Below are 12,843 nucleotides of genomic sequence, written 5' to 3' on the forward strand. Positions count from 1 at the left end.
CGCGGCAGCGGGCCCGGCCGATCCGCTCAACGCCTGCTAGGGGGACCATCGGCATGATCCGAACCCGGGCGAGGGGCGGAGCACGCGCCGGAGCGGAAACCGCGCGGCGCGCCTTCGTCTTCGTCCTGCCCGGCCTCTGGGTGCTCGGGGTGGTGGCCTGGGAGCTGTGGCATCCGACCAGCGGCCGGCTGTTGCAGCTGCTCTCCGCCGCGCCGGCCATCGCCTGCGCGGGCACCGGCCGCCGCCAGTGTGTGCTGCTCGGCGGGCTGTGCGCGCTGCTGGCGCTGGTGCCGTTCGGCGAGGCGGAGCCCGGTGCCGGGGCCGGCACGCGCCTCATGACCTGCGGTGCGACCCTCGCGGTGATCGGTGCCAGCTATCTGACGGCGGGGCGGCGGCTGCGGCTGGTACGGGAGTTGGAGCGCACCCGGGAGGTGGCCGTCGCCGCGCAGCGGGTGGTGCTGCGGCCGTTGCCCCGGCGGATCGACGGGGTGCTGCTGGCGGCCGACCATCTCTCCGCGAGCGAGGGGGCCATGATCGGCGGGGATCTCTACGAGGTCGTGGGGACCCGGCACGGGGTGCGGGCGGTGATCGGGGATGTGCGCGGGCACGGCCTGGAGGCCATAGGCACGGTGGCGGCGATGCTCGGCAGCTTTCGCGAAGTGGTGCACGACGAGCCCGAACTGGGCGAGGTGCTGCGCCGGTTGGAGCGGTCGCACCAGCGGCATCTGCGGGAGCGGGCGCTTGCCGGGGGCCCGGTGGCCGGTGCCGGGGAGGCGGTGAGTGTGCTCGCGGAGGAGTTTGTGACGCTGCTGCTCCTGGAGGTGGCGCAGGACGGCTCCGTCACGGCGCTGAACTGCGGGCATCCGTGGCCGTACCGGGTCGCCTGCCGGGCGGTCGCCCCGGTCGCCGCGGCCGAGCCGATGCCGCCGTTGGGGCTGTTCCCGTTACCGCAGGAGCTCTCCGCGGTGCGGTGCGGGCGGCTGCGGCCCGGGGAGGGGCTGTTCCTGCACACCGACGGGGCGGCCGACGCGCGGGATGCGGCGGGGGAGTTCTTTCCGTTGGCGCAGGAACTGCGCAGCAGCGTCGTGGCGGCCGCGGCACCGTGCGGTCCCTCGCCGTCCGGCGTGGTCGGTGCGGTGCGGAAGGCGCTGCTGCGGCATGCGGGCGGGCGGCTGACGGATGATGTGGCGCTGCTGATGCTGAGCAATGACCGGGTGCGGGTGCCGGCGTCGTCGGCCGGCACCCCGCCTGCCGGGGAGCGCCTTACGCGGTGACCTCCCGGCCGGTCGGGGAGGGGAAGGCGACGCCGGTCAGTTCCTCGGAGGCCTGCCACAGGCGCCGGGCGGTCTCCGGGTCGCTGGCCGCGGCCGTCCTGCCGACCATCGTCGGTGCGCCGCGCATCCCGCCGAGGCCGTCCGGGCCGAGGTAGGAGGCGCCGGGCAGGTCCTGGGTGGCGGCGTAGAGCGTGGGCAGCGCACCGGCCCTGTTGTCCTGGGCGACCACGCGGTTGCCCACCTGCATCACCGCGCGCCGCAGCACGCTGACATCGGCGCCCTGGAGGTTGGTGGCGGCCCAGCCCGGGTGTGCGGCGAGGGCGCGCACCGGCGATCCCGCGTCGGCGAGACGGCGCTGAAGCTCCAGGGTGAACAGCAGGTTGGCCAGCTTGGACTGGCTGTAGGCGGTGACGGGGCGGTAGGCGCCGGTCAGGTTCAGGTTGTCGAAGTGGATGCGGTTGCCGGGCATCCGGTGGGCGCCCGAGGACACGGTCACCACGCGGTCGGTGACGTGCGGCAGCAGCAGGTTGGTCAGCGCGAAGTGACCGAGGTGGTTGGTGCCGAGCTGCATCTCGAAGCCGTCCTTGGTCCGGGACTCCGGGATGTTCATGACGCCGGCGTTGTTGATCAGCAGATCGACCGGACCGTGCCAGGCGGCGGCGAACTCGCGTACGGAGGCGAGGTCGGCCAGGTCGAGGCGGCGGACCTCGACGCTGCCCCGGGCGCCGCGCACGGTGTCGGCGGCGGCCTCGCCGCGTGCGGTGTCGCGAACGGCGAGGACGACATGGGCACCCGCTCGGGCGAGGGCGTCGACGGTGGCGATGCCGAGTCCGCTGTTGGCGCCGGTCACCACGGCGGTGCGGCCGGTCTGGTCGGGAATGTCGGTGGCGTTCCATTTCGGGGTGTGAGTCATGGGCATCAATGTAGGCAACGCCAACAATGATGTCAATGCCAACAATGTAGCCAGTGAATACATGGGGGATAGGATGGCGGACATGCAGACTCGTCGTTACCACCACGGAGACCTGCGCGCCGCGCTGCTCACCCGCGCCGAGCAGACGCTCCGCGAGAAGGGCCCCGGCGCACTGTCCCTGCGGGAGCTGGCCCGCGACCTCGGCGTCAGCCATGCCGCGCCGAGCCGGCACTTCAAGGACAAGCAGGCGCTGCTGGACGCGCTGGCGCTGGCCGGATTCGAGCGGCTGGACGAGGCACTGGCGGCGTCCCGGACGGCGGGCGAGGCCTTCGCCGACCGGCTCGGCAGACTCGTCCGCGCCTATGTGGACTTCGCCCTCGCCAATGCCGAGCTGCTCGACCTCATGTACACGGTCAAGCATGACCCGGCGGCGTCCGAAGCGCTGATCACGGCCGCTCAGCGGCTGGGGGCGATGGCGGTGGAACTGGTCGCGGAGGGACAGCGCAGCGGTGAGGTGCGGGAGGGGCCCGTCGACGACATCGCGATGCCGGTGTTCACCACCCTGCACGGATTCGCCAGCTTCGCGGTGAGCGGTGTGCTCTCCGCCGAGCAGGTCGGCTCCGGCCTCGATGCGGTCATCGCGTACATGGTGCGGGGCTGCGCGCCGCGTTGAGCCGCCGGCGCCCTTCACACCCCGTGTGAGGGGCGGTTGACTACGCTCGACGCACGGAGTCGTGGAGTCGACGAGGCCATGAGCCGGGGGTCCGCGGGCGGGCCAGGCTCACCGGGAGGCCGGTATGGAGCCCAACACCCTGCTGGACGCGATCCTCGACGAGGCCGGTATCTCGCATGCCGGGCTCGCCGCGCGCATCAACCAGCTCGGCAGGTGTCGCGGACTGGCGCTGCGCTACGAACACACGGCGGTGGCCCGGTGGTTGAAGGGGCAGCGGCCGCGTGGGCAGGTGCCCGATCTGATCTGCGAGATCCTCGGCGAACGGCTGCACCGGCCGGTCGGGCTCGACGACATCGGCTTCAGCGGTCCGGGCTCGGCGCGTGCCTCCGGCACCCCGCTCTCCGGTTTCGTCGAACGGGCCACCGCGCTGTGGCGGTCCGACGAGCAGCAGCGGCCGCACCTCCTCGACGCCCCGGCGCTCACCGGAACCTCGGCGGTCATCCCCGTATGGGAGTGGGAGAACCCGCCCGAGGACTCCGATGTGTCGCGCGACGGGCTGACCCGGGTCGGTATGGCCGACATCGAGATGCTGCGCGCCGCGCGGACGCACTACGAGACGATGTACCGGAAGGCGGGTGGTGTCGCTACCAGAGCACGCATCGTGGGATTCCTCAACGCCGAGGCGGCGCCGCTGCTGCGGGGCAGCTACAGCGATGCGACGGGACGTCAGCTCCACCGGGCGACCGGCGGGCTGGTCGCGGTCGCGGGCATCTGCGCGTACGACTCGGACTCTCTCGGGCTGGCCCAGCGCTACTTCCATCAGGCGTTACGGCTGGCCAAGGCCAGCGGGGACCGCAGCCTGGGCGCGTATGTCATCGCGCTGCTGGTCAACCAGTCCCTCTTCGTACGGGAATACCGCCAGGCCGTCGCCTTCGCGGAGGCGGCGCTGCGGGCCGCGGGCCCGCAGATCACCCCGGCGCTCTCCGCGGACCTCTACGCGATGCAGGCCAAGTCCTACGCCCGGCTCGGCGACGGCGCGGGCGCGCTGTCGTGCATCCGGCGTGCGGAGGCGGCCGCGGAGCGCATCCGGCCCGGCCTGGAGCCCGCCGAGACGGGCTATGTCCAGCCCGGCCTGGTGAACGTACAAGTGGCGGAGGCGCTACTCAGCCTCGGTGACCTGCGGGCCGCCAGGGAGCAGGCGGACGCCGCCGTCGACACCCCCGCACACGACCGCGGCCGGGTCCACCGGCTGGCCATGCTCACCCATATCGAGCTGCGCCAAGGCGATGCGGACCGGGCCGTGGCCAATGCCGCGCAGATGACGGAGCAGGCTCGCGGCATGGAGTCGCAACGGCTGCGGGACCGGCTGCGGGCGGTGCGCGAGCATCTGGCGGAGACCGGGAGCTCCGCGACGGACGAGGCTGCCGATCTCATCGACGAGGTGCTGCGCGTTCCCCTCTGACCGGGCTCGTGTCACCTTGCCGGCTCCTCAGCGGAAGGTGGCAGTTACGTGCGTTGGAACAATCTCAGCGAAAAGCCCGTCTATGCGAATCCCTGGTTCCGGGTCAATCTGGCCGATGTGGAACTGCCCGACGGCCGGCACCTGGATCACTATCTGATCCGGATGCGTCCCGTCGCCGTGGCCACAGTGGTCAATGAGGCCAATGAGGTGCTGCTGTTGTGGCGGCACCGGTTCATCACCGACACCTGGGGCTGGGAGCTGGCCGCCGGTGTCGTCGAGGACGGCGAGGACATCGCGGCGGCGGCCGCCCGGGAGCTGGAGGAGGAGACCGGGTGGCGCCCGGGGCCCCTCCACCATCTCCTGACGGTGGAGCCCTCCAACGGCCTCACCGATGCCCGGCATCACCTCTACTGGTCCGAGGAGGGCGAGTACACCGGCCCGCCCCAGGACAGCTTCGAATCCGAGCGACGGGAGTGGGTGTCACTGAAGCTGGTGCCCGACATGGTGGCGCGAGGGGAGGTGCCGGCCGCCAACATGGCCGCCGGGCTGCTGATGCTGCATCATCTCCGGCTGGGCTGACCGGATCCGGCCGGTGACCGCGGCCCGCGGTCACCGGCCCATGGCCTGCCACAGTGCCACCACCAGCGCCGCGAGCCCCGTGAGTGCGGCGAGGGACGGCAGTGGCCAGCGGGTGCTCTCCAGTCGTGTGACGCGGGCCTGTAGTTCGTCCGCGTCACGCTCCTTCTGCTCGGAGCGCTGGGCGAGCAGCGCGAGTTGGCCGTCGACCCGGGCGGTGCGGACGTCCAGGAGACGTCTCAGCTCCGCTAAGTCGGCGGTGACCAGATCGGGTTCGGGGTGGGCGGTCACGGTCCGCTCCTCATTCCTTCAGTCAGTGACGTCGTGTCCGTACGGGCATCAGTCAACTGCGCTGCGGCGAGGGACGGGAGCGTGTGCGGTGGGGATATGCGGGTCTGCGGCGCACACCCCGTGTGAAGTGACGGGGAGTGACGGCAGGCGGTCATTCGTACGGGGTGTGAAGGGCGCACTCCGAACGGGGCGCTTCACACGCTCCCGTACGCGCCCGCGCGGGGGTTGACTCGGGAGTGCCACGGGGGCCGACGCCGGCGGACGGGCGCCCGCCGGCCCGGGGTCCGCCCGCCGGTTTTCCCCCGAGCGGCGGGCGGACGGCCCCGGACCCGGTACGAGTGGACCCGGACCCGCCCCTTCCGGATCTGATGGAAACTCAAAGTCCGCTCGGCGAGGTTCAGTTGTGGGTTCTGGCCGCCGACGCACCCGCTCCCGGAACGGGCCAGGTGAAGACGGACGGTTTCCTCGGTGAATACCTCGACACTCCGCGTGATGATCGGGGATGCTTGGGGCGATGACCAGAATCGACAACACACCTGCCGCGTGGGACGAGCGCACCCAGCTCACCACGTTCCTCGACTACGCACGTGACAGCGCCCGCGCCAAGTGCGAGGGCATCTCCGCGGAGAACGCCCGCAAGTCGCTGCTGCCGGGCTCACCGCTGATGACCGTGAGCGGACTGATCAACCATCTCCGCTGGGTCGAGTACTACTGGTTCCAGGTGGTCTTCCTCGGCGAGGAGATCCAGGGTCCCTGGACCGAAGAGGACCCCGACCGCGAGATGCGGATCGCCGTCGACTTCCCGCTCACGCAGCTGCTCGACGAATACGCCGGACAGAGCGACGGCTACCGCGAACTGGTCGCCGGGAACAGCCTGGACAGCCAGGCCAAGCGGGCTGTCCGCGACGGCGTCCACGTCGACCTGCGCTGGATCCTCCACCACCTCATCGAGGAGACGGCCCGCCACAACGGCCACATGGACATCCTGCGCGAGATGCTCGACGGTACGACCGGCGACTAGGGCGACCGAGGGGGACAGGCCATGATGCCGCCTCGGCGCCACGAGGCGTCCTGGCGGCGGGAGCCGGGGGGAGCGGGCACCACGCCCGCTCCCCCCGAAGAGCAACCCGGCCCGGGCCGGCCGTCTCCTCAGGAATCCCCTCGCTCCTCCTGGCCCGTGGCGCGGGAGGGCGGGACCCGCAGCCCCGGAGCGTTGGCCCGGCCCTGGGCGTCGAAGAGCTTGAAGTCCGCTCCGGCCGCGATCCGTTCCAGCAGGTCCCGGTAGTCGGCGGCGATGTCCCGCACGCGCGCGGGAGTGAACGCGTCGGTCCGGTAGGTCACGATGACATGGGTGCCGGCGGTGCCGTGGGTGACCCGGAGCGTGAAGTCCCGCTCCGCCCGCCGCCACGGGGGATCGTTGATCATTTCAATCCGCAGGGCGTCGATGTCCTGCGGCGGGAGTGCCGGGTTGCTCTCCTCGGTGAAGAGCGAGCGCAGCAGGGGGTGCGGGTCGGCCGTGGGGTCGTGGCCGAGCTCCGTCATGATTTCACCGACCGGCAGTTCGTGGTGCTCGAAGTCGGCCGCGGTCCGGTCGCGGATGCGGCCCAGAACCTCCGTGAAGGTGGGGTCGCCGGACAGGTCCGTGCGCAGTACCAGATAGTTCATGAACGCGCCTGCCAGATGGTCGATCTCCGGCCGGTCCCGGTAGGTGTACGGAGAAGCGACCGCGCCGTCGCGAACCCCGGTGTACCAGGACAGCAGGGTGTGGCAGGCGGCCAGCGTCACCATGAACAGCGTCGCATGGTGGGTGCTGCCCAGGTGCCGCAGTGCCTGTACCGTCTCGGCGGCCAGCGGGAGTTGGTAGGTGCACCCCCGCGAATCGGGCGTCGGCCGGGGCCCGGCATCCGTCGGCGGCAGCACCCCCGTCGCCCCCTCCAGCGCCGGGAGCCAGTAGTCCAGCAGCCGCTGACGGGACGCGCTCAGTCGCTGGTTCTGCCAGACGGCCACGTCCGCGACCTGGACCCGCAGTGGAGGCAGGGGAGAGGGGAGGCCGGCGGCGAAGGCGAAGTAGCACGCCGTCAGCTCCGCGATGATGATCTCCATCGTGCGGCCGTCGCTGATGATGTGATGCACCACGAGGACGAGGTGGTGTTCCTGTGGGCCCAGCCGCAGCACCCGCAGACGTACCAGCGGGCCCTCGCGAAGGTCGAACGGCTCGTCGAAGACCGTGGCCATCGCGGCCTCGGCCCCGTCCGGGGTCACTTCGGTGACCGGTACGGAGACGGGGGCCGCGGGCTGTACGGCTTGCACGAGATCGCCGTGCTCATCGGTTCCGAAGAGCGTGCGCAGCGCTTCGTGCCGTTCGGTCACGGCGGTGAAGGCCTGCTCCAGTGCGGCGAGGTCCAGCGGGCCGTGCAGGCGGACGCCGCCGAGGGTCACCCAGGTGCTGCCGCTCGGGGAGGCGTGGTGGAGGCGCCACATCAGTCGCTGGCTGGGGGAGAGAGGGAACGTGCCCCCGCTTTCGGGCCGGGGCAGCCGCGGGATGCCGGTGGCCTTCCTCTTGGCCCGACGGGCCAGCAGGGCGGCCTCCAGTCCGGCCCGGGCGGCCAGGTCCGGTGGCGTCGATGTCATGCCGATTCCTCTTCCGCGTCCGTCCCGTCCGGGGCCTGCGCTCCGTCCTCGGCGAGCAGCAGCTCGAAGACGTACTGCCCCACCGCGGCCACGGTGGGCTCGATCGTGAACAGCACCCGCAGGGGAACCTGCACGCCGAGCTCCTCGCTCACCTCGGTGAGCATCCGTACGGCGATCAGTGAATGGCCGCCCAGGTCGAAGAAGTTGTCGTGGATACCGACCCGCTCGACGCCCAGTGTGGTGGACCAGATCCGCGCGAGCTCTTCTTCCACGGGCGTGCGGGGAGCGGTGTACTGGGTGGACACGGAGACTTCGGGGACCTCGGGCAGGGCGCCGCGGTCCACCTTTTCGTTCGCCGTCAGCGGCAGCTCCGGCAGCGGGACGTAATGGCTGGGGATCATCCATTCGGGCAGCTTGCCGGCGAGAAACGCACGCAGCTGACCGGGGTCCACCACGCTGCCCTCGGCGGGCACGACAAAGGCCACCAGCCGCAGGGCGTTCACGGTGTCGGGCCGGGCCACCACGGCGCATCCGGAGAGCCCGGGGTGCCGGGTGAGCACGGCTTCGACCTCTCCCGGCTCCACCCGGTAGCCCCGGATCTTGACCTGCTGATCGGCCCGCCCGACGAATTGCAGGGTGCCGTCCATGCGGCGGCACACCACGTCTCCCGTCCGGTAGAGGCGGGCGCCGGGTGCCGTCGCGTACGGGTCGGGCACGAAGCGTTCGGCGGTCAGCCCGGGGCGCGCGTGGTAGCCGCGGGCCAGGGACGGGCCGCCCAGGTACAGCTCGCCGGCCACTCCCGCGGGGACGGGCTCCAGCCATTCGTCGAGGACGTACGCGCGGCAGTGCGGCAGCGGATGTCCGAGCGGCACGACGGCATCCACGACTCCGTCGTAGTCGACCGGTGCCACGATGGACGTACAGGCGGCCTCGGTGACGCCGTAGACCTGCCACAGCCGCCCCGGCCACCCCTGCCACGGCAGCAGATGGCCCAGCGCGGGAGCCGCCTCGCTCCCGAAGAGCAGGGTGCGCAAGGTAGGCGGAAGCGCGGCGCGTTCGGCGTCGGTGATGGCGTTCAGCCGGGACGGGGTCGTCGACAGCACGGTTGCGTCCGTCTCCCGTACCAGGTCCCACAGCTCCGCGACGGCTATCGGCGGCTTGCCGTCGGGCAGCGCGACCGATCCGCCCGCCAGCAGGTGGGGGAACACCTCCTCCGCGACCACGTCGAAGCCCAGCGGCGCCAGTTGCAGGGCCCGGTCCTCGCTGGTGAACCCGAGGGTGCCGGCCATCGCGCGGGCGAAACAGGCGACTCCGGCGTGGGTGTTCATCGCACCCTTGGGCTGCCCGGTCGAGCCGGACGTATAGATGAGGTAGGCGAGGTGATGCGCCGTGGTCCTGTCCGGCGGCGGGCCCAGGTGCGATGACGGTCCGGCGGCTGCGGCGAGGACCGGCTCGCGGTCGCGTACGCCGGGCCGGGCGGCGTACTCGTCCGTGGTCACGATGTAGGACACCCCGGAGTCGGACAGCATGTATTCCAGGCGTTCGGCCGGATAGTCGGGGTCGAGCGGTAGGTAGTAGCCGCCGGCCTTGAGCACACCGAGGTAGGCCGTGATCAGCTCGGGAGAGCGGGGCAGGAGGACGGCGACCGGTGTGTCGAGGTCGACGCCGCGCTCCCGCAGCTGCCAGGCGAGACGGTTCGCCGCGCTGTCCAGCTCCGCGTAGCTGAGCGTGCGGCTGCCGCAGAGCACGGCAGTCGCCTCCGGTGTGGCCGCCGCTTGCCGGGCGAACTCCCGGTGCACACAGTCGGGTTGCGCGGGGGTGACCGGTGTGGCCGGGTGGTGGGCGGCACCGGCCAGGAGCTCCTCGCGCTCGTCGTCCTCCAGCAGCCGCAGCCGGGAGAGCGGGGTTTCCGCGTTCGCGCCGATCGCGCCGAGCAGCGTCACGAAGTGACGGGCCATCCGCTCGATGGTGGCGGAGTCGAAGAGGTCGGTGCTGTACTCAAGGGTGGCGTGGCAGACCTCCGGGCCCGGGATGATCTCCAAGGACAGATCGAACTTGGCGGTGCGCGTGGCCACGGGCACCGCCTCGAAGGTCAGACCGCCGGCCGACCAGCCTTCCTGCGGCAGGTTTTGCAGCGACAGCATCACCTGGGCCAGCGGGCCGCCCAGGCCCGCGTAGCGCTGCGGCTTGAGCTCTTCCACCAGCTTCTCGTACGGCAGATCCTGGTGTGCGTAGGCGCCGAGGCACACCTCCCGGCAGCGGGCGAGGAGTTCGGTGAAGGACGGATCGCCGGAGCTGTCCACCCGCAGGGGCAGCGTATTGACGAAGAACCCGATGAGGCCGGCCAGTTCGGAGCGGTCGCGTCCGGCCACCGGTGAGGCGACCGAGATGTCATGGCTGCCGGAGTAGCGGGAGAGCAGCACGTTGAAGGCCGCGAGGAAGGTCATGAACGGCGTCACCTCGTGCTCGCGCGCGAGCCGGTCCAGACGGGTGACGAGCGCCGTGGGGATGGTGAACGCGTGCAGCGCTCCGGCCGAGGAGGGCTCGGCGGGGCGCGGCCGGTCGGCGGGCAGCTGGAGCGGTTCGAGGCCGGTCAGCTGCGCGCGCCAGTAGTCGGCCAGTCGTGACAGCGTCTCGCCCCGCAGCGTCTCGCGCTGCCAGACCGCGTAGTCGACGTACTGGAGGGGGAGGGGCTCCAACTGTGCCTGTGAGCCGCCCACGTGGGCCTCGTAGCAGAGCGAGAGTTCCCGCAGGAGGATGCCGGTCGACCAGCCGTCGGTCACGATGTGATGCATGGTCAGGACGGCGATGTGCTCCTCGGCGGACTGCCTCAGCAGCCGCATGCGCACCAGCGGCCCGGCAGTCAGCGAGAAGGGCCGCTCGACCTCGGCCTGGATGAGTTCGCCGACGTCCCGGCCCGCGATCTCGTCGACCGGAAGCTCCACGTGCAGTTCCGGCAGGACGACTTGCAGGGGCTCCACTCCGTCGAAGTGGAAGACCGTGCGCAGTGATTCGTGCCGCTCGATGACACTGCCGAGTGCCTGGCGCAGTGCGGAATGGTTCAGTTCCCCTCCGATGCGCACGGCTGCGAGCACGTGGTACGTGGGCTGCCCGGGGTCCGTCTGATCCAGCAGCCACATGCTCTGCTGGCTGAAGGAGGTGTCGGCCATGAAGGAGTCGCCGTCGGTCATCTCGTCGTCCGTTTCCGCAGGTCCGGGCTTCGGTACGGTGTCCATCGTCTTCCTTGCCGCGTTCGGCTCCGTCCGGCGTCCGGACGGGAGCAGGACAGGACGGCTGTGGCCCGTGCGCCGCTGGACCGGCGCACGGGCCACAGCTCCGGGCCTCAGACCAGGGCTCGCCCGTGCGAGCCGTAGCGGCGGTCCTCGGAGTCCCGCAGGTTCGCCGTGACGTTGATACGCCGCAGCCAGCGGTCCGTGCCGTCATAGCGGGCCTTGAACGGCTTACGCCCGTGCACCGCACGCTTGTTGTCGATGATCAGCAGATCGCCGGGGGTGGCCACGACGTCCCGGAGCCGGTTGTCGATCGCGTCGATGACGAGGTCCAGTGCCTTCTCGGCTGCCGGGTCGTTCAGGGACCGCTTCATGAAGGCCGGGTCGAGCCGTACGAAGGGGGCCTCCCGCCTCCCGCTGAAGATCGAGGTGGGCCGGGGACTGCTGTTCATCTCGGCGATCTGCTGGTAGGCCTTGTCGGCCCATGCGGTGGCATCGACACCGGTGGTCGTCTCGTTGAAGGCCGCGGTGTGCGACTCGTCCGGGAGGATGATGAACCGCTCCTCGAACAGGATGCGGCGGGTGGCCTCGTCCAGTTCGAGGTCCTGCACCGGCGCGAACGTGGTGGGTACGTTGTCGGGGTTGCGCAGGCAGAACAGCATGATCCAGTCGGCGCGCATCGGGTGGAACGCGTCCTCGTTGTGCCATTCCAGGTTCACCGTCGAACTCGAACCCAGCTGGGATTCCTCGTGGCCGTGCACCGGGAAGACATCCAGCACCAGCCGGCCGCGCTGCTGGGTCAGATAGGAGACCGGGTCACCCATCAGGGAGCCCGCCAGAAGCAGTACGGCCGCCGCCCGGTCGGTCTCGCGGCTCTTCGGCTCGTCCGTGTAGCTCATCGGTGTCGGGCCCAGCGTGTCCTCGTCGACCGGCAGTCCGGAAACCACCAGACCGCCGTACGGCCGGCCGGTGAGCCGGAACTCCGTCAGGTGACGGCGCACCCGTTCGGGCATGTCGTGGGCCCGCACCGACAGCCGGTCGAGCCGCTCGTCGAGGGGACGCTGCGGGTCCTCGTCGAGAAGGTCATCGGTGAGCTGACGGACCACTGCGCTCTCGTCACGGGTCAGCTCCAGGCACGGCACGCCATCGGCTGCTCGTATGCCAAGGCCTTCGGCGTCTTCGACATCCGCCAATCCCACGGTCAACCTCCTCTGTGAACAGCCTGAGCCAGGCTGTCTGGCTACGAGGCTGGCAGCCGTCCGCGGGCATCAGGCAGTCGGGGACTCCCCTGACAGCTCGTCGTCCACCTCGTGGCCGGCGGCGCGCAGCGCGGCGAAGGCGTCGGCGCGGCGGGCCCGCGGCACCAGGACCAGATCACTGTGGAAGGTGGAGTGGACGAAGACGGGTACGCCGGTGGCGGCGAGCGGTGCGATCACGGCCGTCAGCATGCCCGGCACATCCAGTCCGTGGGCCGTGTCGCCGTACAGACCGGTCCACCGTTCCCGGGGTCCGGGGCCGCCCTCTCCTGCCGCTGTCTCGGGCGGGGCCTCGCGCACCACGGTGAGCCCCTCGGGCGCGCGGACCATGGCCCACCAGGAGGAGTCGGCGGCCGGCTGCCCGGAGGGGAGGTGTTCGACGGTGAATTCGAGGGGCAGGACGCGGAGTCGCTGTGCCGGAGAGGTGATCACGAGGTCACGCTAATGCCGGACTCCACGGGGCGGAATGCGTCAAGGGCATCCCCTGAAACGGCTGTTGGCCACTCGTACGGGAGCGTGCGCGGACGGTCACGGTGC

The 12,843-nt window shown here is 71.1% G+C and carries 11 protein-coding genes; 5 read left to right on the forward strand and 6 right to left on the reverse strand.

All coding sequences use genetic code 11. The features are described from left to right. Positions 1-53 precede the first annotated feature (53 nt). Positions 54-1,274 (forward strand): PP2C family protein-serine/threonine phosphatase, encoded by a 1,221-nt coding sequence (locus M8I34_RS07220; protein ID WP_250048437.1) that lies wholly within the window; start codon positions 54-56, stop codon positions 1,272-1,274. On the opposite strand, the gene M8I34_RS07225 is transcribed toward M8I34_RS07220, so the two are convergent. Next, the gene (locus M8I34_RS07225) at positions 1,264-2,187 is read right to left on the reverse strand and encodes an oxidoreductase (protein ID WP_250048438.1); all 924 of its coding nucleotides are present in this window, start codon (positions 2,185-2,187) and stop codon (positions 1,264-1,266) included. The genes M8I34_RS07220 and M8I34_RS07225 overlap by 11 nt on opposite strands. 82 nt (positions 2,188-2,269) lie before the next feature. Here M8I34_RS07225 and M8I34_RS07230 point away from each other — a divergent pair, with 82 nt between their 5' ends. The 3 genes from M8I34_RS07230 to M8I34_RS07240 all read left to right on the forward strand — a co-directional run bounded on the left by M8I34_RS07230 (position 2,270) and on the right by M8I34_RS07240 (position 4,901). Then, positions 2,270-2,860, forward strand: a complete 591-nt coding sequence (locus tag M8I34_RS07230; RefSeq protein WP_250048439.1) for a TetR/AcrR family transcriptional regulator — start codon at positions 2,270-2,272, stop codon at positions 2,858-2,860. Positions 2,861-2,984: 124 nt separating this feature from the next. Next, positions 2,985-4,322, forward strand: a complete 1,338-nt coding sequence (locus M8I34_RS07235; protein WP_250048440.1) for a transcriptional regulator — start codon at positions 2,985-2,987, stop codon at positions 4,320-4,322. A 48-nt stretch (positions 4,323-4,370) separates the two neighbouring features. Next, entirely contained in the window at positions 4,371-4,901 is a 531-nt protein-coding gene (locus M8I34_RS07240; protein WP_250048441.1) for an NUDIX domain-containing protein, read from the forward strand. Positions 4,902-4,931: 30 nt separating this feature from the next. Here M8I34_RS07240 and M8I34_RS07245 read toward each other — a convergent pair whose 3' ends face one another. Further along, positions 4,932-5,189: a hypothetical protein gene (locus M8I34_RS07245; RefSeq protein ID WP_030083123.1), complete on the reverse strand. Its 258-nt coding sequence runs from the start codon at positions 5,187-5,189 to the stop codon at positions 4,932-4,934. A 514-nt stretch (positions 5,190-5,703) separates the two neighbouring features. Here M8I34_RS07245 and M8I34_RS07250 point away from each other — a divergent pair. Further along, positions 5,704-6,210, forward strand: a complete 507-nt coding sequence (locus M8I34_RS07250) for a DinB family protein (protein WP_250048442.1) — start codon at positions 5,704-5,706, stop codon at positions 6,208-6,210. A gap of 128 nt (positions 6,211-6,338) precedes the next feature. On the opposite strand, the gene M8I34_RS07255 is transcribed toward M8I34_RS07250, so the two are convergent. The 4 genes from M8I34_RS07255 to M8I34_RS07270 all read right to left on the reverse strand — a co-directional run bounded on the left by M8I34_RS07255 (position 6,339) and on the right by M8I34_RS07270 (position 12,738). Continuing rightward, positions 6,339-7,820: a condensation domain-containing protein gene (locus M8I34_RS07255; protein WP_250048443.1), complete on the reverse strand. Its 1,482-nt coding sequence runs from the start codon at positions 7,818-7,820 to the stop codon at positions 6,339-6,341. Further along, on the reverse strand, positions 7,817-11,056 hold the full coding sequence (locus M8I34_RS07260; protein WP_250048444.1) for an amino acid adenylation domain-containing protein: 3,240 nt from the start codon (positions 11,054-11,056) through the stop codon (positions 7,817-7,819). The genes M8I34_RS07255 and M8I34_RS07260 overlap by 4 nt, the downstream gene beginning before the upstream one ends. Before the next feature lie 107 nt (positions 11,057-11,163). Further along, a complete protein-coding gene (gntD, locus tag M8I34_RS07265) occupies positions 11,164-12,249 on the reverse strand; it encodes a guanitoxin biosynthesis L-enduracididine beta-hydroxylase GntD (protein ID WP_250048445.1) in 1,086 nt (361 codons plus the stop codon). A gap of 69 nt (positions 12,250-12,318) precedes the next feature. Further along, positions 12,319-12,738, reverse strand: a complete 420-nt coding sequence (locus M8I34_RS07270; protein WP_250048446.1) for an ACT domain-containing protein — start codon at positions 12,736-12,738, stop codon at positions 12,319-12,321. Positions 12,739-12,843: the final 105 nt, after the last annotated feature.

Origin of the sequence: Streptomyces sp. MCA2 (assembly GCF_023544705.1) — a bacterium.
Taxonomy (GTDB): Bacteria; Actinomycetota; Actinomycetes; order Streptomycetales; family Streptomycetaceae; genus Streptomyces; species Streptomyces decoyicus.

Bases quoted from the DNA above. Each gene is read 5' to 3' on its own strand.
- M8I34_RS07255 (WP_250048443.1), bottom strand. From the start codon at position 7,820: ATGACATCGACGCCACCGGACCTGGCCGCCCGGGCCGGACTGGAGGCC.
- M8I34_RS07235 (WP_250048440.1), top strand. From the start codon at position 2,985: ATGGAGCCCAACACCCTGCTGGACGCGATCCTCGACGAGGCCGGTATC.
- M8I34_RS07250 (WP_250048442.1), top strand. From the start codon at position 5,704: ATGACCAGAATCGACAACACACCTGCCGCGTGGGACGAGCGCACCCAG.
- M8I34_RS07220 (WP_250048437.1), top strand. From the start codon at position 54: ATGATCCGAACCCGGGCGAGGGGCGGAGCACGCGCCGGAGCGGAAACC.
- M8I34_RS07230 (WP_250048439.1), top strand. From the start codon at position 2,270: ATGCAGACTCGTCGTTACCACCACGGAGACCTGCGCGCCGCGCTGCTC.
- M8I34_RS07225 (WP_250048438.1), bottom strand. From the start codon at position 2,187: ATGACTCACACCCCGAAATGGAACGCCACCGACATTCCCGACCAGACC.
- M8I34_RS07260 (WP_250048444.1), bottom strand. From the start codon at position 11,056: ATGGACACCGTACCGAAGCCCGGACCTGCGGAAACGGACGACGAGATG.